The sequence below is a fragment of the Amycolatopsis sp. lyj-90 genome (assembly GCF_046549035.1).
GTDB lineage: Bacteria > Actinomycetota > Actinomycetes > Mycobacteriales > Pseudonocardiaceae > Amycolatopsis.
In genome coordinates this window covers 838,905-861,169 of the sequence record NZ_JAJPWP010000002.1, presented here as the reverse complement: position 1 = coordinate 861,169, position 22,265 = coordinate 838,905, and the positions used below count along the sequence as shown (strand labels likewise).

22 protein-coding genes are annotated in these 22,265 nt (G+C 64.6%); 18 read left to right on the top strand and 4 right to left on the bottom strand.

All coding sequences use genetic code 11. The annotated features are described in order from the left end of the window. Nucleotides 1-142: 142 nt before the first annotated feature. Nucleotides 143-1,015, bottom strand: coding sequence for a helix-turn-helix domain-containing protein (locus ACLJPX_RS09825; RefSeq protein WP_410599796.1), 873 nt, complete (start codon nucleotides 1,013-1,015; stop codon nucleotides 143-145). A gap of 1,132 nt (nucleotides 1,016-2,147) precedes the next feature. Here ACLJPX_RS09825 and ACLJPX_RS09820 point away from each other — a divergent pair. From ACLJPX_RS09820 to ACLJPX_RS09810, 3 genes are all read left to right on the top strand, one after another. Further along, on the top strand, nucleotides 2,148-3,512 hold the full coding sequence (locus ACLJPX_RS09820) for a helix-turn-helix domain-containing protein (RefSeq protein ID WP_410599795.1): 1,365 nt from the start codon (nucleotides 2,148-2,150) through the stop codon (nucleotides 3,510-3,512). Beyond that, nucleotides 3,509-4,327, top strand: a complete 819-nt coding sequence (locus ACLJPX_RS09815) for a class I SAM-dependent methyltransferase (RefSeq protein ID WP_410599794.1) — start codon at nucleotides 3,509-3,511, stop codon at nucleotides 4,325-4,327. Before ACLJPX_RS09820 ends, ACLJPX_RS09815 begins: the two co-directional genes overlap by 4 nt. Nucleotides 4,328-4,534: 207 nt before the next feature. After that, nucleotides 4,535-7,222, top strand: a complete 2,688-nt coding sequence (locus ACLJPX_RS09810; protein WP_410599793.1) for an MFS transporter — start codon at nucleotides 4,535-4,537, stop codon at nucleotides 7,220-7,222. Here ACLJPX_RS09810 and ACLJPX_RS09805 read toward each other — a convergent pair. Further along, nucleotides 7,219-7,602 (bottom strand): winged helix-turn-helix transcriptional regulator, encoded by a 384-nt coding sequence (locus ACLJPX_RS09805; protein ID WP_410599792.1) that lies wholly within the window; start codon nucleotides 7,600-7,602, stop codon nucleotides 7,219-7,221. The two genes, ACLJPX_RS09810 and ACLJPX_RS09805, sit on opposite strands and share 4 nt — an antisense overlap. A gap of 325 nt (nucleotides 7,603-7,927) precedes the next feature. On the opposite strand from ACLJPX_RS09805, the gene ACLJPX_RS09800 reads away from it, so the two are divergent. From ACLJPX_RS09800 to ACLJPX_RS09730, 15 genes are all read left to right on the top strand, one after another. Next, nucleotides 7,928-8,059, top strand: coding sequence for a hypothetical protein (locus ACLJPX_RS09800; RefSeq protein ID WP_410599791.1), 132 nt, complete (start codon nucleotides 7,928-7,930; stop codon nucleotides 8,057-8,059). A gap of 101 nt (nucleotides 8,060-8,160) precedes the next feature. Then, nucleotides 8,161-8,715 carry an SAF domain-containing protein gene (locus ACLJPX_RS09795; RefSeq protein ID WP_410599790.1) on the top strand — a complete coding sequence of 185 codons (555 nt, stop codon included), beginning with the start codon at nucleotides 8,161-8,163 and terminating at the stop codon, nucleotides 8,713-8,715. 1 nt (nucleotide 8,716) lies between these two features. Next, nucleotides 8,717-9,289: a hypothetical protein gene (locus tag ACLJPX_RS09790; RefSeq protein WP_410599789.1), complete on the top strand. Its 573-nt coding sequence runs from the start codon at nucleotides 8,717-8,719 to the stop codon at nucleotides 9,287-9,289. A 215-nt stretch (nucleotides 9,290-9,504) separates the two neighbouring features. Beyond that, nucleotides 9,505-10,167 (top strand): hypothetical protein, encoded by a 663-nt coding sequence (locus ACLJPX_RS09785; protein ID WP_410599788.1) that lies wholly within the window; start codon nucleotides 9,505-9,507, stop codon nucleotides 10,165-10,167. Continuing rightward, the gene (locus ACLJPX_RS09780; protein WP_410599787.1) at nucleotides 10,164-10,817 is read left to right on the top strand and encodes a flagellar biosynthesis protein FlgA; all 654 of its coding nucleotides are present in this window, start codon (nucleotides 10,164-10,166) and stop codon (nucleotides 10,815-10,817) included. The genes ACLJPX_RS09785 and ACLJPX_RS09780 overlap by 4 nt, the downstream gene beginning before the upstream one ends. Before the next feature lie 136 nt (nucleotides 10,818-10,953). Further along, a complete protein-coding gene (locus ACLJPX_RS09775) occupies nucleotides 10,954-11,733 on the top strand; it encodes a hypothetical protein (RefSeq protein WP_410599786.1) in 780 nt (259 codons plus the stop codon). Beyond that, nucleotides 11,723-13,135 (top strand): CpaF family protein, encoded by a 1,413-nt coding sequence (locus tag ACLJPX_RS09770; protein WP_410599785.1) that lies wholly within the window; start codon nucleotides 11,723-11,725, stop codon nucleotides 13,133-13,135. Before ACLJPX_RS09775 ends, ACLJPX_RS09770 begins: the two co-directional genes overlap by 11 nt. Further along, complete coding sequence (locus tag ACLJPX_RS09765; RefSeq protein WP_410599784.1) at nucleotides 13,128-13,988, top strand: type II secretion system F family protein; 861 nt, start codon at nucleotides 13,128-13,130, stop codon at nucleotides 13,986-13,988. Before ACLJPX_RS09770 ends, ACLJPX_RS09765 begins: the two co-directional genes overlap by 8 nt. Further along, nucleotides 13,985-14,851, top strand: coding sequence for a type II secretion system protein (locus ACLJPX_RS09760; RefSeq protein WP_410599783.1), 867 nt, complete (start codon nucleotides 13,985-13,987; stop codon nucleotides 14,849-14,851). The genes ACLJPX_RS09765 and ACLJPX_RS09760 overlap by 4 nt, the downstream gene beginning before the upstream one ends. A 16-nt stretch (nucleotides 14,852-14,867) precedes the next feature. Next, nucleotides 14,868-15,086, top strand: a complete 219-nt coding sequence (locus ACLJPX_RS09755; RefSeq protein ID WP_410599782.1) for a hypothetical protein — start codon at nucleotides 14,868-14,870, stop codon at nucleotides 15,084-15,086. 50 nt (nucleotides 15,087-15,136) lie between these two features. Further along, entirely contained in the window at nucleotides 15,137-15,478 is a 342-nt protein-coding gene (locus ACLJPX_RS09750; RefSeq protein WP_410599781.1) for a hypothetical protein, read from the top strand. After that, nucleotides 15,475-15,897 (top strand): hypothetical protein, encoded by a 423-nt coding sequence (locus tag ACLJPX_RS09745; RefSeq protein ID WP_410599780.1) that lies wholly within the window; start codon nucleotides 15,475-15,477, stop codon nucleotides 15,895-15,897. The genes ACLJPX_RS09750 and ACLJPX_RS09745 overlap by 4 nt, the downstream gene beginning before the upstream one ends. Further along, entirely contained in the window at nucleotides 15,894-16,307 is a 414-nt protein-coding gene (locus tag ACLJPX_RS09740; RefSeq protein WP_410599779.1) for a pilus assembly protein TadG-related protein, read from the top strand. The genes ACLJPX_RS09745 and ACLJPX_RS09740 overlap by 4 nt, the downstream gene beginning before the upstream one ends. A 10-nt stretch (nucleotides 16,308-16,317) precedes the next feature. Beyond that, the gene (locus ACLJPX_RS09735) at nucleotides 16,318-19,149 is read left to right on the top strand and encodes a LysM peptidoglycan-binding domain-containing protein (RefSeq protein ID WP_410599778.1); all 2,832 of its coding nucleotides are present in this window, start codon (nucleotides 16,318-16,320) and stop codon (nucleotides 19,147-19,149) included. A gap of 281 nt (nucleotides 19,150-19,430) precedes the next feature. Further along, nucleotides 19,431-19,823, top strand: a complete 393-nt coding sequence (locus ACLJPX_RS09730; RefSeq protein ID WP_410599777.1) for a hypothetical protein — start codon at nucleotides 19,431-19,433, stop codon at nucleotides 19,821-19,823. A 492-nt stretch (nucleotides 19,824-20,315) separates the two neighbouring features. On the opposite strand, the gene ACLJPX_RS09725 is transcribed toward ACLJPX_RS09730, so the two are convergent. Both ACLJPX_RS09725 and ACLJPX_RS09720 read right to left on the bottom strand, forming a co-directional pair. Beyond that, nucleotides 20,316-21,041: an ANTAR domain-containing protein gene (locus tag ACLJPX_RS09725; protein WP_410599776.1), complete on the bottom strand. Its 726-nt coding sequence runs from the start codon at nucleotides 21,039-21,041 to the stop codon at nucleotides 20,316-20,318. A gap of 51 nt (nucleotides 21,042-21,092) precedes the next feature. Continuing rightward, the gene (locus tag ACLJPX_RS09720; protein WP_410599775.1) at nucleotides 21,093-21,713 is read right to left on the bottom strand and encodes an ANTAR domain-containing protein; all 621 of its coding nucleotides are present in this window, start codon (nucleotides 21,711-21,713) and stop codon (nucleotides 21,093-21,095) included. Nucleotides 21,714-22,265 lie beyond the last annotated feature (552 nt).

The window sequence follows — 22,265 nt, the reverse complement described above, 5'->3', positions numbered from 1 at the left end:
ACGGATCACCGGTCGGTGGCCAACCAGCTGTCATAGGGCACTCCTCATGGGTTGGTCAGCGTGAGGCGTTCGTGAACTACTTCAGCGACTCGGCGCTCGAACGCCGCCGCACTCGAAATGCGGCTACGCAAGCCTCGGCGACTTAGAGAAGGCCTAGCGAGTTGATCTTTTCTATGGATTCCTTCTCGCTCAGGGCGATCTCGCGAATCTCGTTCAGTTTTCGCAGATACGGCAACATTTCTTCGGTTTCTTCCAGCACCAGCATCGCGGTGGCGGTGTGGACTACGACGACAGAGTTGTTGTCGTAGTCCTCGAAGGAGCCGAAGGCTGTTTGAAGGTCCTCATCGAAGCTGTCGGACGGAATAACGTGCACGTTGCAGTGTGGGATGCTCGAGGTAATGAGCAACTGGAGAATTTGGTCCTCTAAGACGTCGTTCATGGCTGGATCGCGAAGCGCGAACTCGTCGATGTAGAAGATGGCATCAAAGCTCTTCTTGACGCCTTTGAGTACCTCCTGTCGGGCGAGGCGTGCCTGGACGGCTTCCTTGATCAGGGGGTCCTTGGGGTTCCGGTTGTGTCGCAGCATCACTTCCGCGTACCTCTCGCTCTGCAGCAGAGAGGGGATACGGCGTGGTTCGTAGAACGTCATCGTTTTGGCACTCGCGTGGAGAAAGTCCAGCGTCGGGAGCAGATCGGGAATGCCCTCAGGGTGACGCTGGAGGTCGTAGCCATTGGCCGGTGACTCGGCCAGCCTCCTGATGCGATCGAATTCTCCCGGCGCGGTCCTGGCTTGGGCCAGGTAGGCGACGATGTCCAACGTTGATCCTTCGCGCTGGCCACTTTCCAACCGGGAGACCTTCGGAGCTCCCCAGCCGAGGGAGCGACAGACGTCGGCGGCGCTGAGGTCGGAAAGTTTCCGCGCTTGCCGCAGCGCGACGCCGATCTCTCGGCTCTTGGCTGTGGACTCTTCGACGCGCTTGAGTTGCGGTGTTGGTTTAGGTGCCGATTTGAACACGGTGAATCACTTTCTCAGGTGGGGCTTGTTGTCGGCCGCGGAGGAGCTTGTGGCCAGAGTCGGTGGTGGAGGTCGAGAGGAATGAGAGCCGCGAGGGAGAGCCGACCGTCGAGGACTTTCCTTGCTGCTACGTCAAACCGTTCGCACGGCCACTGCTTGCCGAAGCAGATGGGGCAGAGAAGCGTCGCGTCGGGATCAGGTAGGTGTGCGGTCAGTTCGCATACCGAGAAAGCGACCTTGCCCAACGGGCTCTCACAGTCGACGATCAGGCAGTTCCACGGCCGGACCGACGACGACTCTTCCAAAGTCAAGTTCACCGCCTCGGTTCGACTGCGGTGCGGGAGCTAGGCGGTTGCCAGCCAATCCGTCCCGCGGCACGTCTGGGTTCGTGCGACATCGGAAGCGGGATTCCAGGTATGGCCGTGGCTGGGGCGGTAGGACGAGTACTTCGGTCGGCTCATCGTCCAGAACGTCGGGCTCGTTTGAAGGCCATCTTGGTTGCTCGTCCTCCCGCTGCCTTCTGACCCTGGCGACGATCGCTAGGGCCGCCCAGTACGGCTGACCGTGAAACAGACGGATTCGACGACGCTTATTGAACCAGGTGATTCCTGCGGTGATCAGGACGGCGCTGAGCGCGGCAGCGCTAACCATCCAGAACGTCGACATGGTGGCCTCCAGGACGGCATTCGCTCAGAAGCTTTCACGCGGGCGGTAGGCCAGCCGGACGGACACACAAGGCCAGGTCTGGCCGCTTGCACGAGAGCCGGCTGTGGAGTGCGTCGGTGTCGGGAAGCGGTACGTGTACTGCGATATACCACGTCAGCAAGTCGTACAGCTGAACTGGTTCCGGGTGCTGTGCGCGGTTACCTCCGCCTGCTCGTGTCGAGGCACTTCGGCTCAGGCGAGCACGAACAGCCAAGTCTGGTTTGGTCGACCAGAACGTCATAAGGTGCTTCGTGTCTGGGCGCATCGAGTTCTTGCAGACGGTTGTCGTCATTGCCGACCTCCGGCGCGGTTGAGTTTTTTGTGGACTGTCACCACTTTGGCTCGACCGCTATAGTTACGGAACGGGGTAATGACGCTACGCGTGGTATTTACCCCTATTTACCCCCTGACGGAGCCGGAGAAAGACATGGCCGACGAGAGCTTCACCGCTGGGACGGCGCACTCTCGACTCGCGGGAGAGATCAGGCGGCTCAGGAACGCGGCCGACTTGAGTCAGTCGGGTTTAGGCGAGCGAGTCGGTTACACCCGGAACTACGTTTCCATGGCCGAGCGTGTGGGTGGAAACCTGCCTTCGCAGAACCTTGTCGAGGCACTCGATCAGGCCCTTGGTGCCACTGGCCAGCTGTGCGCGCTCTGGCGCGAAGCCAAGAAAGAACAGCAGGCTCGTCGTCGCCAGGGGCGCGTTGCGGCCCTGGCCAGGTCGTCGTCTCCGCTGTCGAGCGAAGGGGTTGAAGATGCAGAGCTCAGCCGGCAGGCGGTTGCCGATGACGCGCGCAACGCTGCTCGGATCGCTCGCATGATCGCGTCTTCCGGGACGACGAACGAGGCCGTCGACCAGTTCGACTCCGAGATCCGCAGGATCGCCGCAGCCTATATCTCCCGGCCTCTTGTCGATGTCTTCGGCGAGATCCGGGAACTGCGTCAAGAGGTCTTCCGGCTGCTCGACAACAACCGGATCCCGAACCAGCTTCGCGACCTCTACTTGCACGCGAGCAGGCTCGGCGGGTTGCAGGCGCACGTGTCGCTCGATCTTGGCGACTACCGCGCTGCCGACATCCACGCTCAGACCGCGTGGCTTTACGCCAAACTGGCCGGACATCAGGACATGCTCGGCTGGATCAAGGCGTTGCAAAGCTTGATCGCCTACTGGGATGATCGGCTTGAGGACGCTGTCGAACGAGCGCGGGAAGGTGCCCTGTTCCATCCGCGAGGAACGACTGGGGCTCGTCTTGCGAGCCTCGAAGCGCGGGCATGCGCAGCGCGCGGCGACGAACAAGGAACGGTGGCCGCGCTCGACGTCGCGGAGAGCGCTCGTGCTGACTCGACGATGGACGAGTACTCTGGTGTCTTTACCTTTCCCGCCGCGAAGCAGTCGGTGTATGCCGGAACCACGTTGCTGACTTTGAAAAGCAGCCCGGCCTTGGCGAAGCAGGCCATCGGGAAGTCGCAGTTCGCGCTTGACGTCTACCAAGTGGCGGCGCCTGCGGATCGTTCCGCGGGTGATATCTTCGCTGCCCGTCTTGATCTGGCTGGAGCGCACATGGTCCTGGATGATCTTGATGCCACGCAGTCGTATCTCCTACCTGTTCTTGCCGCGCCTCAGGTACGGCGAACGGCCAGCATCGTCAAGCGAGCCCGAGACATCGGTGACCGGTTGAGCTCCACGAAGTACCTCACGACGGCCCGCGCGAAGGGCCTGCGCAGCGAGATCCGGGAGTTCTGCGCGCCGCCGCCGGCGCTCCCACCCGGAGCGGGGATAGTGGCGAAGTGACGTCACAGCCCGAGGAAGTGGACACGACGAGCCGCACCAAGCTCGCCGGAAGCGCATATAAGGACGAGGCAGACCTGGCTGCACGGCAGTCGCTGTACGCCTGGCAGCAACCGAGCTACGACCTGCCTGGCATTGTGCTCGAGCACCTGCCGGCTTCGACAACGAGCGTGCTCGACCTGGGCTGCGGAAACGGGAAATTCCTTCACCGAATCCGGCTTGAGCGCACGCACGCGCTCACCATCGGAGCCGACATCTCGCCCGGAATCCTGACGCCCTTGCCGCCGCCGACCGTGGCGGTGGACGCAGCAGCCTTGCCGTTCGCGTCCGGACGATTCGACGTCGTCCTGGCGCTGCACATGCTGTACCACGTCGCCGAGCTGCCTGCGGCGCTCGACGAGATCCGCCGAGTCCTGGTTCCCGATGGTCTCGTGTTCGTCTCGACGAACGCGCGCACCGACAAAGCCGAACTGGACGACCTCTGGTCAGCGGCCGCCGCCGACGTGCTCGGCGTAACCAAGGGGCCAAGGCGGGTTGCGCTGAGCGAACGGTTCGCGCTCGAAGATGCGCCTCGGCTTCTTGAGCCGTACTTCGAACAGATCACCACGGTCGATCTGCCCGGAGTGATCACCGTTCGCGAGCCGGGACCTGTGCTCGCGCACCTTCGTTCGTATCGGGCCTGGGCCGACGAGGGCGGCGTCCCGTTCGACGCGACGATCGATCGAGCACACGAGCTACTCGTCCGGCACCTCGACCGGCGCGGAGAGTTCACGATCTCCTGCCGGGGCGGCATCATCGTGGCTAGAAAGTCGCTCTGAGCAGGCAATTCATAAGTTGATCACCTTGAGTAGTCACGTACTACAAACGGGCGAAAAGTCGCTGATGGTGGTCATCTTGCGACGCTCCGGGCATACCGTGAGATCCGGGAGAGGGACGAACGACCCGGCATGGTCAGTCCGGCGGGAGCGTGACTGCGCGACCGCCATGCTGAGTTGTCGCCTGGTAGTTGCGTAGGGGGAACGGATATGGCGGAGCGCCGCCGTGCCGGCTTTGCCGTGCCATTGCGGAATCGGGAGTTTCGAGCGCTATGGGTCGCCGAGTTGCTTTCCATCGGCGGGGATCAGGTTGCTCGTGTCGCACTCTCACTACTCGTGTTCAAGGAGACGTCCTCCGCGGCGCTGACCGCGTTGACGTACGCCATGACCTTCATACCGTCGGTGCTCGGCGGCTTTCTGCTGTCCGGCCTCGCGGATCGGTATCCGCGCCGCGCGATTTTGGTCATCACCGACGTCGCCCGCGCGGTTCTGGCCGCGGCGATGGCATTGCCAGGGCTGCCGCTGCCCGCGCTATGGGCGTGTACGGCATTGCTCAGCGCGGCGGCAGGTCCGTTCAAAGCGGCCCAGTCGGCGCTGCTGCCGCAGGTCCTCGGCCGCGAAGCCTTCCCTTCCGGCCTCGCTCTCCGGCAGTTCACCGGGCAGATCGCCCAGGTCGTCGCCTTCGGATCCGGTGGGCTGGTGCTAACGCTGATCGAGCCACATCTCGGGATGCTGGTGAACGCAGGCACCTTCGTCCTGAGCGCCGTCATCCTCCTTAAGGGAGTGGCATCGAGGCCGATCAGCCAAGACGTGCCCGAACAGGACGGTTCGGTGAGGATGTCCGCCGCCAGGCCTGCGGGCGGCACGTGGTTCCTGCTCTACGGCCTGGTCCTGCTGGTCGGCGCCTACGTCGTGCCCGAGGGGCTGGCGGTGCCGTACGGACACGCACTCGGGGTTTCGGCGTTCGGCATCGGACTCTTGCTCGCAGCTGATCCGCTGGGAAGCGCGATCGGAGCATGGCTCACGACGCGCGTTCAACTCCCGGCGACGCCCCTCGTGGCGTCGCTGTTCGCGATGGTGGCCGGCGTGCCGCTCATCGTCTGTGCCTTCGAACCGGGCGTCGTCGTTTCGATCATGTTGTGGGCCGCGTCCGGCGCTGTCTCGACGGCCTTGCTCATCCAGGTGCAGACCATCGTCGTCGACCTCGTGCCGGATGCCCGGCGCGGAGGAGTGATGGGCCGGATGTCGACGTGCCTGCACTGCTCGCAGGGCATCGCGATCCTGGGCGGCGGACTCGCCACCCAGCAGTTCGGGCCGTTCAAGGCGGTTGCCGCAGCTGGTGCCGGCGCGGTCGGTGTGGCGGCGGCGATCGGTGTGCTGTGGACACTTACTCGCTCCCGGCGGCGGGCCGGGAGCGAGCGTGGTTCAGCGAATGAGGACGCGCGAGATCACCAGTCCTTGTTGGTCATCGATGAACCCTCCTCCCAGCGAACGGACTGCCTGGACGGCCCACCCGCTGAGAACAGCCCGACGACGGCGTCCGCCGGAGGGCCGCCTGGGGACGCAAGCGACTCAAGTATGCAGGTCAGAGCCTCAGTTGTGCCCGGAGATGCCTCTGGTGATACGGAACGTATTTGGAATGTCACACGGTGGAAGCTCTGGTCCTTGCCTTGGCAAGTGATCGTGTTCGTGCTGGCCGTCGAGGGCGCTGCGATCGTGCTCACGCTTCTTCTCGATGGATTCACGCCGGTGAGTCGGTCCGATCTCGTCCGCTTCGGCATCCTTGTCGTGCTTGGCCTGGCCGCGGCTGAAGTGACCCGAGCTGTCGAGCAGATGCGGCGCAGGTTCTCCGATACTCCGCACGTCAACATGAGCTCGGTGTGGACCCTCGCGGCCGCCTTGCTCGTGACGCCGACCTTGGCGGCGGCGACGGCGGTCATCCTCTATGGGCACATGTGGTGGCGCAGCTGGCGTCGTGTGTCCGGCATGTGCCTGTACAGGGTGATGTTCAGCGCGGGCTCGGTTGTCGTTTCCTGTTGTTTGGCCATCGCAGTGGCTCGCTGGCTTCCTGCGGTCCAGACGCTCGAGAACGTCGACGACGGCACACTGGTGGGGCTGGCGCTGGTGCTCGTCTGCTACTGGCTGGTGAACTCGGCCTTGGTCGCCGCGGTGATCGCGCTGTCACCTGGTAGGCGTTCGTTCGGGACGTTGGTCGGCAGCTGGAGCGAGAATAGCCTCGAGTTCGCCACCTTGTGCGTAGGCGTTCTGGTCGCCCTGCTGATGCTCTGGCATCCGCTCGCGTTGGCCTTCGTCATGTTGCCGCTGTATGTGCTGGCGCGCAGCGTTCTGGTCCGCCAGCTCGAAGCCGCGGCGACGACCGACAGGAAGACCGGCCTGCTCAACGCGGAAACATGGAAGACCCTTGCCGAGAACGAGGTAGCCAAAGCTCAGCGCCACCATGCTCCGACCGGCGTGCTGATGATCGATGTCGACAAGTTCAAGTCGGTGAACGACACGTATGGACACCTCGTCGGGGACAAGGTGCTTCGCGAGATCGCGCAGGTGATCGTCGGCAACGTTCGGTCGTACGACATCTCCGCGCGGTTCGGTGGAGAGGAGTTCGTGGTCCTCCTGCCGAATGCCGACACGGCCGCGTCGGTCGATGTTGCCGACCGCGTCTGTGAGGCGGTCCGCAGGATGGAACTCAATGGTGAATTGGGTGGTTTGCGCCTTAGCGTCTCAATTGGCGTCGCAGCCTATCCAGCGGCAGGCGACAGCATCACCGATGTGCTCGTAGCCGCGGACAACGTCTTGTTCGCGGCAAAGGACGCGGGCCGGGACCGGGTCCGTTCGCTGATTCCGCCCGCCCGCCGCACGGCTTCCACCAGGGCGGACTAAGCGCCTCGCCGGTCTACCTCGTCAGTTTGGCGGTCCGCTTGGTAAACCTGAGCCCATTCGGCCAGTGGCCGGACGGCGCAGAGCAGCGAGCGGCCAGTGGGAGTGAGGACGTAAGAGACCGTCGCGAAGTTGCCAGATTCCGCGTGCCGCTCAATGAGCCCGTCTTCGCGCGCACGTTGCAGGGTGTCGGTCAGCACGCGGCCGGACAGCTGGCGATCTCGGTCCGTGCGCTTCTCGACATCGTTGATCGCGGTCAGCAATTCCTTGAATGGCGTTTCGCCCCGCGCGAGCGCGGCCAAGACGGCAACGGTCCACCTGCCTCTCAAGAGATCCAAGGCGGTCTGAACGCTGTGTCGATACGGAATTTCCCACCCCTCCATACCGACCAGCTAACACGATTCGCTACTGCTTGTGCGCGAGCAATTCTACTCATTCCTACACCCGGACGAGTGACAAAACCCCCGCTGAGCCAAGGCTCACCTGGTGTTGACCTTGCACTCACCGGGGCGGCGAGCGGTATTCCTGATTTGCCAGGAACGGACTGCCTGGCGACGCAGGAGAAGAACCGGAGGCCGGCTGAGCAACCTCCCCTCGCCCGAGTAGCCAGCAAGCAACTCGGGAAGCCTCAGCCGGCCTCCGTCTCCGGACAGGTCTACGGAGGGAGGCCGGATGTCAGGCGAATACGTTCTCGATTGTGGTGATCGAGTGAAGATCCCCGCAGACGGTGACGACGAGGAACCGCTGAGCCGGTACGTCTGGTGCGACGAGTGCCGGACTTGGCGGGGCGTCATCGAGCAAGCCGATCCCGCAGATCTGGATGCCGAGGTCGGAGGATGACGGTCACCGACTTCACCGAACGCTTGAGGAAGGCTCGCCAACGCGTGTCCGATCCGGAGCCTTCGCGGAAGAATTCGACGCGCTGGCTGAACCTTGCGACGGTGGTCGTCGCGATGGTGTTGGCACTGGTAATCGTCCATCTCGTCGCGGTGCTCAGGGACAGAACAGCGCCGGCGCTCGTATTGGCCAGGGACGTCGGCGCGGCGCAGCCGATCACCGAGCAGGACCTGGTCACCGTCGACCTGATCCCCGATCACGGTGTCCGCTTCGTCCACGCGTCCGACCGGGCCGCCATCCTCGGTCGTACCCCTGCCATAGGCCTTCAGAAAGGGACACTCCTCGCCGCGGTCGACCTCCTGCCGGAGGGTGTGCCGGGAGCGGGATTCCAGGTGGTCGGCCTGCGAGTCGAAGCCGGCCATCGCCCTAGCCAGCCCCTTTGGCCGCGTGCGCAGGTCTGCGTGTCCCCCTTGCCGGAAGCACCACCCTGCGACTCGTTCTCGTCAGTCGAAGGCGGCTTCCTCGCCGGAGTCGCCGGAGTCGGAACACCTGATGCCGCCGGAACGGTCGTGGTCGACGTGATCGTCGCTACCGAACACGTTCGGTCCGCGCTGGCGGCGGCGAGCGGTTCCGTGATCATCAGCCTGATCGGAGCATGAGATGAAGCCCAAGTTCTTGATCACTTTGCTCGCTGCGGGCACCGTGGCCGCGTGCAGCGGGGAAAGTGGAGCACTAGCTCCCTCTTCTGTCGCACCACCGGTGTCTTCCTCGGAAGGCCGAGTTCCGACAGCGGAAGACCTGGCGAAGCAGAAAGCGCTCGAAGCCTACGAGGGCTACTGGCGAGTCAGCACCGCTGCTGAGAAGGCGCCACGCTCCAAGGACTGGCGCTCGGACTTGGGCGAATACCTCGTCGACCCGGAGCTGACGCGCCACCTCGCGGAGATTCAGAACCTCGCCTCGGTGCCATCGCATATGGAAGGCGAGTACCGGCGTGCCCCGGCTGTGACCGCGGTGTCGTTGCACGAGCAGGACCCTCGGATCAAGATCACCGACTGCCTGGACCGAACCCAGCTTCACCTGGTCAGCGACAAGCCGGGGGAGCAAGGGCAAGTTCTTGACAATCCGGACCAGCCACGGCGGTACGAGTTTCGCGCCGAGGTCGTTCGGTACGCGAGCCTGAGCGACCGGTGGCTGGTCCAGGTCGTCGAAGTGGCTTTGGACAAGCCATGCTGACGACGGTCGGCTCGGCTTTGCTGGTGGTCGCGATGGCCAACCCGCCGATGGCTTTGACTGAGCCCGGTCCAGGTGGCTGTCAGTCCTCGGGGGTACGTGGGACCTGCTGGGTCGGTGCGACGGATCCTGGTAGGCCGGGCCGAGACGCCACCTCGCCGAGGCCAGGGCCGGACAACGCCGGAAAGCGTGCCGGACCTGCTCCGCAGTGCGTTCCGATGGAGGTCCCGCAACCGGCGAGCGGCGACCCGATGTGGGCCGGCAAGGACGCCTCCAAGGGCCGCTTGGTCGTGATGATCTGCGGTGTTGGCGGCCCTGGCGGCGGATACCTCGGCGAGGCCCGCGTGGTCTACGTGCCCAACGGAGCAGCCGCCCCCGCCGTGCCGCAGGTTTCGCCTGCCGAGCTCGCCCGGCAGGCGATCGACCAGATGGGGCTGTCCGCGCCCGACATCAGGCTCGCGCCATCTGCGGACTCGCCGCATGGTGCCACGATCGGATTCCCGGTGTGGATGTGGAGCACGCGGAGCGTGGCGACCACAGGGCCCGTGACGCGGACAGTCAGCGCCGGCACGGTCAGCGTGACGGCGATCGCCAAGCTCGCCCGTATCACCTGGTCGATGGGCGACGGCGCAACGAAGGCTTGCGCTGGACCCGGCACGCCGTTCACCGAAGACCGGGCAGGCTCAGCGTCACCTGATTGTGGGCACGTCTACCTGTCGAAGGCCTCGTCCGGCGCCTTTTCCATCGCCGCGACCGGCCATTGGGAAATTACCTGGTCCGGCGGCGGGATGTCCGCTTCCGAGGCGATGGATCTGACCTCGAACGCGCTGCTGCCTGTTCGCGAGATCCGCACGCTGAACTCCCGGGGTGGGCAGCCGTGAGCACCGTACAAGGGGATCCGGTACAGCTCAAGAAGCCGCCGCTCGCGCCGGAGGCCCGGCCGTTTCGGCGGCGACCTTCGAAGCTGCTGATCCTCGCGGGCCTCGTGCTGGCGGCGCTGTGCGCCACCGGAACCGTGTTCATCTACCGGAACGTCGACACGACAGTCGCCGCGGTCGGTGTCGCCGCGCCTGTCCGATATGGACAGATTCTGCTCGACAGTTCCATGCTTGAGATACAGGTCCGTCCTGACCCCGGCCTCAGGCCGGTGTTGTGGAAGGACAGGGCACAGTTCTTCGGGCGGAAAGCCACCACGAATCTCTGGCCGGGCACTGTGCTGACAGCGCAAGCGGTCGAAGGAGAACTTCCGCCTCGACAGGGCGAGCAACTGCTGGGCATCGCCGTCAAACCTGCTCAGCTCCCAGCGACCCCGCTGGAGCCGCTGAAGGCTGTCCTGCTCGTGCCATCGGGTCAGGGCGGTACGGCGGTCGACGCCTGGGAGCCAGTGCGGGGGACCGTCGCCCGTGTAGGGGAGCGGGATCAGACCGGCCTCCGCGTCGTCGACGTCGTCGTGGCCGAGGAGCTAGGACCGAAGCTCGCGACCAAAGGGTCCGTGGGCGCGGTCGCGATCGTTCTGCTTCCGGGGAGTTGAGCGCGCCATGCTGATTACGTTCGCCTCCTTGCGCGGAAGCCCCGGAACGTCAGCCGCGACGTTGGCGTTGACGTGGACCTGGCCGCGGCACGCGATCGCCGCGGAATGTGATCCGTCCGGCAGCCAGGCTCTGGCGGTGTTCGATCCCGGTGGCTCGCTCGGTCACCGAGGAGTGTTCGAGGCGATGCTCTCCGCACGGACGATGCCGTTGCCGCAAGCGCTGTGGCAGCAGGTGATCACTCTGCCCGACGGCACCGGCCGCCATTTCCTCCTGCCTGGGTCACAGACGCCCCGCGCGTCGGAGAGCCTGCAGTGGCAACGGCTGGCGGGTGTCTTCCGAAGCTGGGGCTCGCTCGACGTGTTGGCTGACTGCGGTCGGCTCCGTGCCCGCGGGACGCCGCATGCCGTCCTGGGAAACGCGGACCTGACCGTCCTCGTCGTCCGCAACGACCGGCATTCGCTTCGATCGCTGTCCTCCGCAGCGGATGTGGTCCGCGAAGAGATCGGCTTGCTCGGCTCTGCGGACGACGGGCTGATGGTCATGGTCGTCTCAACGACTTCCTCTGGCACGCAACGCTTTCCGGTCAAAGAGATCGAGAGGCAGTTCGCGAAGCTCGGTCTGCCGGTCGTCGGCGAACTGCCGTGGGATCCGCAGGCAGCCACGCAGCTCACGGACACGTTCAATCCGGGCAAGCGCTTCGAGGGTTCGGCCCTGCTCGATCGCGCGCGGCAGCTCGGGCTTGAGATCGGTAAACGAGCGTTCACCCGGTCGCGAAGGCTCCGGGGACCTGAGCTCACCGAGCACCACCCTGCCAGGAGCGTGAGGCCGCGGCGCCAGCTCGTGAGGCGACAGCAACTGCCACCGATCCCGCGGCCAGTGGCGCCTTCCGGGGAGAGGGATCGTCATGGTGATTAAGGAGCGGCGCCTTTCGGACGCGGACTTCGAGGGGGCGGACGAACTCGTCGACCGTGTCCAGCAAACGCTTGCGCAGCGGGTTGAAGAAGAGATGGCGCCTCATCGTGAGGGGCCGCGATCCGAGGGCTTCGAGCGCGCGTTGGCGGGAAAGCTGATCGACGAGGTTCTCTCCACCGCGATCAAGGAGTGGGCGGGCCGAGGAAAGCCGTTCCTGGACCCTGGCAAGGAGTGGTTCGTCAAGCAGGCCGTGATAGCCGAGATGTTCGGGCTGGGCCGGCTGGAGCCGTTGCTCGCGGACGATGGCGTCGAGAACATCGACATCATCGGCAACGACCCCGTCTGGCTGTCCTATTCGGACGGCACGGTGATGCGTGCCCCTCGGATCGCACCGTCCGACGAAGCGCTGTTGCGCTGGCTGCAGCGTCTCGCCGCCCGCCACGGCCGGACCGAGCGCTCCATCAACAGCACGTCACCGCTGCTGAACATGGAACTCCCCGGCGGGGAGCGTCTCGCCGCGGCGATCGAAGTCACCGATCGCCCGCACGTCTCCATTCGACGGCACCGGCTGTCCAAGACCGGCCTGGCAGACCTCCGCAAGCGGGGGATGATCTCGACGGCCCAGCTTGCTCTGCTGCGCGCGGCGGTGCGCGCGGAGAAGAACATCGTTGTTTGCGGAAGGCAGAGGGCCGGGAAGACGACGCTCTTGCGGGCACTCTGCTGGGAGATCCCTCCAGACGAACGGTTCGCGACTCTGGAAACCGAGTTCGAGCTCGGCCTGCACCGGCATCGAGACCGGTTTCCCGCGGTTGTCGCCTTCGAGGAGCGTGTCGGCAATTCGGAGGGGACAGGTGGCAGCGTCGCCGATCTCTCACACCTGGTGTGGCAATCGCTTCGCATGCACACCACCCGCACGATCGTCGGCGAGGTCCGCGGCCCGGAGATCATCCCCATGCTCGACGCGCTTTCGACGGGCGGCTCGGGCTCGCTCTCCACGCTGCACGCCCGAAACGCGGGAGATGCCATCAACCGGATGGCACGCCTGTGCCTCGAGGGGAACTCGGCGTGGACCCCGGAGCTGGCCCACGAAACCGTGGCGCACGCCATCGACCTGATCGTGCACATCGACCTCGTCGCCGACGGAAGCGGCCTTGATCGCTACATCGCCGAGATCGCCTCGGTGGAGACTGGTGAGTACGGGCGGCCCGCGCGAACTTACCTCTTCCAGCGGGCCACGGAACCTGCGGGATTTGCAGGCCGCCGTTCCGTGCCGACCGGGAATCTCCCGACCGACATCGAGGACTACGAGCGTGCCGGATTCGACCGGAACTGGCTGACCTGCGGGAGCGATGGGGACTGGGTGTTCCTTCCCCAGCCATCGAGAGCAGGTGTTCGCGATGCCTGAACTCGTCCTTGTCTTGCTCTGCGTCGGTCTCGTCGCAGGCTTGGCCCTCGTCGTCGGCGGGGTGTACGGCGTCGACCAGCGGCAAAGGGTCGCTTTCCGGTCGAAGATGCGTCGGCGGGCACATGTCTCCGGCCTGCGTTGGCGTGGGCCGCTCGCCTTTTCCGTGGGCGCGTTCATCTGGCTCGTCTCCGGCTGGCCGATCGCGGGCGTGGCCGCCACGGTCTTCGTTAGTTTCCTCCCGTGGCTCTTCTCGGCCGGAACGATCGCCAAGCAGCGCATCGAGCGACTGGAAGGCCTTGAAACCTGGCTGCGGCGTCTCGGTGACGTCGTCGCCGCAGGAAGCACGGGGCTCGTCGGAGCCATTCAGAGCTCCACCCGCGACACACCTCCCGTTCTCGCCCGTGAGCTGACGACGTTGGCTCACCGCCTGCGGACGTGGGACGTGCAGGACGCTCTACTCAAGTTCGCCGATGACATCGACGACCAGATCGGGGACACGGCCGTGGCCGGCCTGTGCGTCGCTTACCGCCAAGGCTCGGGGGTCGCGGGGCTGCTGCGCGCTCTTGCACACCAGGTCGCCGAGGACATCGTCGCGCGCCGGACCGCGGAATCCGAACGAGCCCGACGACGGTCCACCGCGCGGTTGCTGCTCGGCATCTGGGCAGCGATGTTCCTGGGCGTCGCCCTCTTCGGCAGTTCGATGTACACGTCGGCTTACGCCACCCCGGTGGGGCAGGCTGCCCTGGCCGTGCTCCTCGGTTCTGTCGGTGCGTCCGCTGTATGGCTACGCCGCCTGGGTCTCGAGCCGCTTGCTTCACGTTTTCTCTCCACGCAGGATCGGCGGCGGTCATGAGCACGCTGAGCCTTCTCGTCTTGCTGGCGCTGGGAACTGCGGGCGGTTCGACACTGGTCGCCGCGGCCTGCGTTCCGGGGCGCCTCCGGCTCAGCGACGTCCTGAACGAGCGTCCGGTCATCACGGACACCTCGTCCGCCAACCCGGCTTTGCGAGCGGTTCTCCACTTCGTCGACCGGTGCGGAGCGAGGACACCGACCACCGATCTTGCTCTCGCCGCCCAGACGCGTGAGTCCTTCGTGCTGAAGCGCTTTGTCTTTGCGTCCGCTGGTGCTATGGCGGTTCCGTTGGTGAGCGTGGTGTTCGTCGTCCTCGGCGCCGGGCCGCCGGTCTTTCTGACCGCGGCTATGTCGTTGAGCGCTGTGGTTTTCGGCTGGGCGCTTCCCCGGCTCCTGCTGCATGCCAAGGCGCAAAAGGCGCGAGCTGCGTTCCGAGGTGCTCTCGTCGCGTACGCGCACCTTGTCGCTCTCGGGAGGCTCGGCGACCGCGGCCCTGTCGAGGCGATGCGCTACCCAGCCTCTCTGGGCGAAGGCTGGGCGTTTCAGCGGATCCGGATGGCGATGAACGAGGCGTCCCTGCGTGGCCGGATGCCGTGGGAAGGCCTCGAACGCCTGGCCGACGAGTTGGGCGTCCGGGAGCTCAGGGATCTCGGCCACATCATCACCAGCGCCGGTGAGAACGGGGCGAGCATCGCGGACACCCTGCGCTCGAAGGCGGCATCGATCGCCCAGCAAAGCCTCGCCGACCAGAAGACCGGTTCATCGATTCGCTCCGACCGGATGGACATGCCGATCGCCGTGATGGGCCTGGCCTTCGTCGCCTTTCTCGCGTTCCCCGGCATCTACACGATGCTCGGCACCTGAAACAGAGGAGAGATCCATGGTCAAGACAGTGGTCGCCCGTCTTCAGCTCGCCGTCCTCACGGTCGGCGGTGTGCTCCGCGAACGCGGAGCACAGTTCGTGCACGAGGGCGAACGCGGAGACGAGAACATCACCAAAGCCTTCTACGCCGTGCTCGGACTCGTGCTCGCCACGGCGATCGCCGGCGCGGTCACAGCATTCGTGAACGGCAAGCTTCCACTGATCGGCGGGCAATGAACCTCCGACGCCGTGTTACAGAGGTAAGCGGCGATCGTGGCGACGAGAACGTGTCGGCGGTACTCGGTCTTGGAGCGCTGCTCCTGGTCACCTGGGTCGTCTTTCAGCTCGTCGTGCTCTTCTTGGGCCGTAACGTGGCTTTGGAGGCAGCGCGGGACGACGTCAACGTCGCGCGTTTGCCGCCGGTCGACGTCGCGGCCGCCGAGCAGCGCGCACAGGATTACGTCGGCCGTGTGACTGGCAGTTGGCTGTCCAATGTGAATGCCGAAGCCTCGATCGATGGACGGAACGTCACGGTCGTCGTCACAGCCGATGTCGCTTCACTCTTGCCGTTCGCGCGATTCTCGGTGAGCCAGCGTGCTTCTGCACCAATCGAACAGTTAGCGCCGTGAAGCGCGCGTTTCGCGGAGACAGCGGCGATGTGAACGTCGAAGTTGCCATCGGCGTATCGGCGTTGATCATCCTCTTCGGACTCGCGCTGATCGGGATGCGGGTCATTACCGCGGAATCCGCGGTCGACGAGGCAGCCCGCTCTGCCGCGCGATCAGCTTCCATAGCCCGTGACGGGGAGGCCGCGGCGGAGGCAGCCGAGACTCGCGCGCAAGCCGTCATCGCCCAGCAGGGCTTGAACTGCGACAACCTCCACATCGCTGTCGACGCTCGAGACTTCGCGAAGCCGCTGGGCGAGACCGGCTACGTGATCGCCACCGTGACCTGCGAGGTCACATTCCGCGACCTCATGATCCCGGGCTCGAGACTCGCTGTTTCCGAGTTCCGGTCACCGATCGATCGCTACGGAGCCCGCCGATGAACTGCCGGAGACTTCTGCGCGGGGAAGGCGGATCCGTCTCCGTGTGGCTGGTGGGGCTGAGCATCGCCGTGATCATCGCGATCGGGTGGGCGGTCGACGGCAGCCGCAAAGCCCAAGCACATTCGGATGCGACAGCGATCGCCGAGGAGGCCGCACGGGCCGCCGGGCAGGCACTCCGAGTGCAGGCTCTCGCCACAGGCGAGCCCGCTGACGTCGACCCGCAGCAAGCCATCGTCCAGGCCGAGAGCTACCTCGCGGCAGTGGGGACCGCCGGAACCGTTGCCGTGCAAGGCAATCGGATCATCGTCGACACCGTCGTCATCAGGACCACGATCTTCCTCGGCATTGTGGGGATCTCGGAGTTCTCTGTGCGCGGCCATGGCACCGCCGATCTGCTTTCCGACGGATAGGAGCGCCGTGATGAGAAGGCGGGTGCGAATCCTCCTCGGCATCCTTGGCCTGGCGTTGATACTTGTCGGGCCGCCGCTTCTCCTGTGGACGTTCAGGACGGTATTCCTGCCCGACCACGTCCCAGCTCTCCAAGAAGTCGTCGGCTGGTTCACCGAGCGGGACACCGGCGGTGTGTTCCTTCTCGTGATGACGGTTGCAGGGGTAGTCGCGTGGTTTCAACTCATCGTCGCCGTCGTGCTCGAATGCATCGCCTTCGTGCGTGGCGTGGCCGCGCCGCGGCTGCCTGGATTCCGCTGGGCTCAACGACTCGTGGCTGGGATTCTCTTCGGATTGGTGGTCGGCACGACTGCTGCGGAAGCGTCGCAGCCTGTGGTCGTAGGCTCGGCTTCCATCGCTGCTCCGCAGGTCTCTGATCAGCGAGTTCACCGGCCCGCTTCCAGCGGCGAGAGCGGCGAGACTCCGGCCGCAGGCGGATACACGGTCGTTCCCGGCGACTCGCTGATGAGCATCGCTGCCGGGCAGCTCGGCGACGAGAACCGCTACCAGGAGATCTTCGACCTGAACCACGGTCGGCGCCAGGCTGACGGGGAGGCTCTCCGGAGCGTGGATTTGATCAAGCCGGGCTGGCATCTCGTGTTGCCACCGGGACCGCAGTGTGTCGAAGTCGTCATTGGCGAAGGTGACACGCTCACAGAGATCGCTCAGAAGTACCTCAACTCAGCAGCTCGGTACATCGACATCTATCACCTCAACCAGGGGCGGCAACAACCTGGAGGACGGATCTTGGAGGATCCGAATCTCATCCATCCTGGAGATGTCCTCCAACTGCCGAGGCCGGGCAAGCCTGCCAACGGTGGGGGAGCCGCGCCTGCAGGCGCGGTCTCCGCTCAGGTTTCCACACAGGACTGCAGGCCCGGAACAGGTCCTGCCACGGCACCCCCTGCCTCCCGGACACCGGAGCCGAACTCGTCCCCGCCCCAGCGAGTTCCGGCCCCAGCTCCAGCGCCCGTCGAGGTTGCTCTCGATAGCGAAGACAGCATCGTGCCCCTTGTCGCTGCCGGGCTTGGCGGGCTTCTCGCCGCTGGCATCCTCACTACACTCGCCCGGCGCAGAATGATCGCTCAACGACGTCGGCGACCAGGACACCGAATCCGGCGACCAGCCACTTCCAGCGATCTGGAAACCGCACTTCGGAAAGTCGAAGAACCGGCAACTGCCGAGATGCTCGATAGCTCCTTACGCGCTCTGGCACAACATGCCAGCCAGGTCGGGCGAGGCCAGCCAGCGATCCGTTCCGCAATCGTCGGCTCGCGGGGAGTTGTACTGCATCCACAGCAGCCGGGAGAAGCGCTTAAACCTTTCGCGACGGTGTCTGAGAACGTCTGGCAGTTGGATACCTCGACCGAACTGGTGAACAACGATGGGCTCGCGCCCTATCCAGCTCTGGTTTCACTGGGCCACGATTTTCGTCGGGACCTGGTGCTGGTGAACCTCCTGGAGATCCGCGCCCTGGCGCTCACGGGTCCGGTCGACGAGGTCGAAGCGGTTCTCCTGGCGATGGCCTGGGAGTTGTCAGCGTCGACCTGGGCAGAGGGCCTCACCGTCATGCTTGTCGGCTTCGGCGAATCCACCGCTGCATACAACTCAGGCCGTCTGCAGTTCGTCGAAACCCTTGACGAAGCAATTGACGGCCTTGAGCACCGCACCAGCTCGGCGTCCGAGATCGTCTTGTCAGCTGCTTCATTAAACACCGAGCAGCAAGAACGGCTTGCAAAGCTGGAGCTTATCGGCGGACGAGGGACCGGCCGGACCGCCGTCGTCTCGTCGGCCCCGCTTCCTGGCGCCTGGCAACTCGACGTCTCCAGGCGCCCGACACCTGTCGACGTGTTGGACCTCGATGTCGACCTTCAGCGCCTCACCTCCGAACAGGCTGAAGAACTCGTCGCCGCGCTCACGGCCACAGACACCTTCGAGCAGGCACCCGCTGATGACTATCGAAACGTTCCACCCGAATCTGACGAGCTACCGGAACCTGTTGAGCTTGTCGTAGGTGCCTGGGAGGCCTCTGAACACGAGCAGTTCGCTGGCCCCGAACTCCGACTCCTCGGCCCCGTCTGCCTACACGGAGTGGACCTTACGAAGGTCGAAGGCAAGAAAGTCAACCGGTTGACCGAACTCGCAGCCTTCCTCTTGCTTCACCCCGGAGCTACAGCGGACGAGATCTCCCGTCAACTAGGGACAGACACTCAGCCTTGGTCCGCCTCGACTCGGCAGGGCTATATCTCGCGCCTGCGGACTTGGCTCGGCCGCGATCACAACGGCGACCTCTACCTACCGAACGTCGAGGCCAACGGTGGCGGATATCGGCTCTCGGACACGATGGCCAACGACTGGCGAAGTTTCCGGCAGCTCGTTCACTTGGGCTTCGATCAGGATCCTGCAAACCGTCGACGTCATTTACAAGTTGCCCTGGACCTGGTCACAGGTATGCCCTTCGGCAACGTCGCTCAGGGCCGGTATGCCTGGAGTTCATGGTTTCAGCGCGAGATGATCGACACCATCGTCGACGTCGCCCACACGCTGTTCGTTGTCTACCAGGAAGACGGCAACCTGACTGCGTGTCGCCGTGCGATCCTGCGAGGCCTTGCTGTCGAACCGGTCAGCGAACTCCTTTATCGGGATCTCTTGCGTGTGGAGTATCGGGCAGGAAACCTCGCTGCGGTGAAGGATGCTGCGGACAAGCTGACTGGTCTCGCCGCTGCGCTCGACGTCGAGCTAGACGACGAAACCGCCGCACTCATGGAAAAAGTGCTCGCCCCGAGAGGTCATCCCTCTGTATGAGCCCGCGGTCTGGCAGGCTGAATCTCGCGAAGCGCGACGCATCTGGGCTGCTACTCCTGCACCCGACCGGAGTGGTTAGTGCCTCCTCGAACTGATCCTGGCGCAACCGGCCTGCTGAAGCGAGTTTGAACTCCCCTGCTCCCGTGGCTGGCCCAGCGAAAGCGGGGGAACTGAGCCTGGTGAGGAGAGACTCACCGAAGATTTACCTTGTCCTCACTGGGATACGTCGCGCTAGACATGGTTCGTCTTTATTTGGAGCAGGGGAACGTGAAGGAGACTCCATGTCATTCTCGATAGACGTCAATATCGTTGGGTTCGTGTGCGGCATCACCGCCGCACTGTGTCTCAGTGGATCTGAAGCATCGGCTGTCGAACGTGTGGATGTGCCAGTTATTCCTAGTAGAGTCGACATAAAAGATTCCAGCGAGCCAACTCTGTTGGTGTCCGCCTCGACTGCGACGCAAGAAGTTGCCGCGAAACAGGGGCTCTATCAGTGCATCACTCAGGACAACACTCCATTATGGTACAACGGCGTAGCTCTCAGGCTATCGAACAAGGGGCAGGGATTGTATGACGTGATGGACTTCGGTGGTCAGCGTATTCATGCGAGGCTCTGGGGAGGCGGTAGTATTTCGTGGCAGATCGACCGATGGAACGTCGGCTGGTGTGGTTGACGGTCGGAGTTGCGGGTTGTGGTTGATCTTCCAGGCCCGGCCGCTTAGGTCAGGACTCTCGTGATCGTCAAGGAAATCTCGAACTGGTCCGTCGTGGCAACGAAGTCGAGTGCTGCCGCCGTTCGCGCAGAGCGGACCTCGGTGCCATGGTGAAGCGTGCAGTTGTCGGTGTGGCGAGTGCCTGTTCACTCGTCACACCGAGTTCGCGGACATCGTTTCCGTGTAGGTCCTGTGCTTAGGAGAGGTACCTAGTACCTAGCGCACGGGGATCTTGAACAGCCAGGGCCATGACGCACTCGATGTGATCGAGATCGCTAGTGTCAAGATCGCCTTCCGGGTCCTCGTATGCGGCGATACTGCCATCGACAATGGTGTCGAACTGGCGAACTATTCTATGCCGCCATTCGAGTGTAGGTAGCAGTCCGGAATGGGCTGCGTAGTATGGTGATTCGACGTTGCTCATGTGTTTCGATGCGAACGGGTCGTTTCGGCTTAGCTATTTCTGGGAGTTGGCAGTGCGCCGCTGGTGTCGACGACGTGGTGGGCGATGTCGCTGATGCGGCGGCGGTGGCGGCGGGCGTGACCGCGCATCATCTCGAAGGCCTCGTCCACATTCGTGTCGCTTCGAGCGGCGAGGATTCCCTTCGCCTGCTCGATCAAGATCCGGCTCTGCAGGGCGGTGTGCAGCTGAGTGACGAGATCGACTTGCTGCCGCATGACTCGTTCGTGCAGGATCCCGATCGTCGCGGCGTCGGCGAGCGCCTGCGCCAGCCGGACGTCGCTTGCCGACACCGTCCCGGACTCGACGTTCAGCTGGAGCAGCGCACCCAGGACCTCGTCACGCAGACGCAGCGGGACGGCGCACATCTCCCGGTAGCCTGCCCGCTCGGCGGCCTCGGCGAAATCGGACCACCGCGAGCGCGCTCTGTCCAGGTCGATTGGGCCGATGCTGGTCGCATCGCGATGGCTTTGCCAGGCTGGACCGTCGTGCTGGGCCACGGCCAGCAGATCGGACAACGCGTGGCCCGAATCCGACGAGGCTATCGGGCGAAGCTCGGTCCCAGGAGGCGCGAGCAGTAACGCCGCGGCCGAAACGCTCAGCAGTTCCGTGCACCGGATTGCGAGAAGGTCCAGCAGTTCGACGAGATCGAAGTTGCTGACCAGGGTGTCGGCGAGTTCAACGAACGTGGCGGCCAAGCGCTCTTCCCGGTTCGCCATCTCAGTTCCTCGCCCGGCCTGCCGGCCGTTTGTCGTAGTGACGTGACAGAGTCACGAACGGTGGGAGTCGCCAGGAAGCCTGAGGCGCCTGGCGACAACGTCCCGTGCCACCTCGACGATCGGGCGTTCCTGACTGAGCGCGTAAGCCCGCAGCCGGGACAGGGCCTCGATCAGCGAAACATCCAAGTACACGCTGACGAAGCCGGCTGCCTGGTGCACTTCGGCCCGATGAAGCTGCTGCGACCACACTTCCTCCGTCGTGTCGTCCGGATCGGTCAACAACGCCGGAGTGAGGGAATCGGCCAGCGCCAGGGCGGCTGTCACCGCGGCCTTGTCCATCGACCCGGCCGCACGCCGGTGACACATTAGCGCGCCGATGCTGATCGCGCCGAGCATCACCGGGAATGCGAAAACCGCGTGCACGTCCTTTGTCAGTGCGGCGGCGGTGAAACCCGGCCAGCGCGCGGTCACCTCCAGTGCCGAGCACAGCACCGGAGCGCCGGTTTCCAGCGCGTCGATCACGGGGCCTTCCCCGAAGGTAAACTGCTCGTCGTCGAGTCGGGCGCTGGCCTCGTCGGACGACCAGGCCAGCTCCGCGGCCCCGCTCGTCGCCGCTGAGACCGTCATCCCGTCCACGCCCAACAACGCGACGTGGTCACCGGTCAGGCTCATCCCACCTCCATGCTCAGGGTGAGACACAGTGATTCCCTTCCGACGTCAACGAGACCTCGTTAGTCCCGAACAGAATAGGCTCATGGGGATGGAGATGAAATAGTCGACGAGGATGGCATTTTCGACCTTGGCTGCGAAATTTTCAGTACCTTTTGAAGGATTCGAGGAGAAAAAGTCACGTTGTCACGCTTTTTGTCAACTCCGGACGGGGCCGGTGATGGTTTCGCCAACCAGTGCGCTGGTCGTAACGCCGCGAGAAGGCCCCCGAGCAATGTGCGGGGGAGCGGCCGCGGTGACCATCAGCGAAGCGCCCCTGGGGCGCGGAGACATAGACATATCTGGACTCCCGGATCAAGGTGGGGACGGGCGGAAGGTGTCGAGTGCGCTTCCCGCAGGGCCGACCTGCGTGTCCTACGGATTCGTTCGAACGCCTGCGCTGCAAGCCCTTGCGTCGTGCGGGACTGTCCCGCACCGTTCGACCTGCCCGGACACCCGTTTCCAGGCGAACCTCAGCGGGCCTTCGCATCCGCCTGGCCGGCAACTGGCACTCTT

Excerpts from the sequence above, each read along its gene's own strand:
- ACLJPX_RS09720 (WP_410599775.1), bottom strand. The coding sequence starts at position 21,713 with ATGAGCCTGACCGGTGACCACGTCGCGTTGTTGGGCGTGGACGGGATG.
- ACLJPX_RS09730 (WP_410599777.1), top strand. The coding sequence starts at position 19,431 with ATGTCATTCTCGATAGACGTCAATATCGTTGGGTTCGTGTGCGGCATC.
- ACLJPX_RS09770 (WP_410599785.1), top strand. The coding sequence starts at position 11,723 with ATGGTGATTAAGGAGCGGCGCCTTTCGGACGCGGACTTCGAGGGGGCG.
- ACLJPX_RS09760 (WP_410599783.1), top strand. The coding sequence starts at position 13,985 with ATGAGCACGCTGAGCCTTCTCGTCTTGCTGGCGCTGGGAACTGCGGGC.
- ACLJPX_RS09805 (WP_410599792.1), bottom strand. The coding sequence starts at position 7,602 with ATGGAGGGGTGGGAAATTCCGTATCGACACAGCGTTCAGACCGCCTTG.
- ACLJPX_RS09820 (WP_410599795.1), top strand. The coding sequence starts at position 2,148 with ATGGCCGACGAGAGCTTCACCGCTGGGACGGCGCACTCTCGACTCGCG.
- ACLJPX_RS09755 (WP_410599782.1), top strand. The coding sequence starts at position 14,868 with ATGGTCAAGACAGTGGTCGCCCGTCTTCAGCTCGCCGTCCTCACGGTC.
- ACLJPX_RS09810 (WP_410599793.1), top strand. The coding sequence starts at position 4,535 with ATGGCGGAGCGCCGCCGTGCCGGCTTTGCCGTGCCATTGCGGAATCGG.
- ACLJPX_RS09785 (WP_410599788.1), top strand. The coding sequence starts at position 9,505 with ATGGAGGTCCCGCAACCGGCGAGCGGCGACCCGATGTGGGCCGGCAAG.
- ACLJPX_RS09735 (WP_410599778.1), top strand. The coding sequence starts at position 16,318 with ATGAGAAGGCGGGTGCGAATCCTCCTCGGCATCCTTGGCCTGGCGTTG.
- ACLJPX_RS09765 (WP_410599784.1), top strand. The coding sequence starts at position 13,128 with ATGCCTGAACTCGTCCTTGTCTTGCTCTGCGTCGGTCTCGTCGCAGGC.
- ACLJPX_RS09740 (WP_410599779.1), top strand. The coding sequence starts at position 15,894 with ATGAACTGCCGGAGACTTCTGCGCGGGGAAGGCGGATCCGTCTCCGTG.
- ACLJPX_RS09790 (WP_410599789.1), top strand. The coding sequence starts at position 8,717 with ATGAAGCCCAAGTTCTTGATCACTTTGCTCGCTGCGGGCACCGTGGCC.
- ACLJPX_RS09725 (WP_410599776.1), bottom strand. The coding sequence starts at position 21,041 with ATGGCGAACCGGGAAGAGCGCTTGGCCGCCACGTTCGTTGAACTCGCC.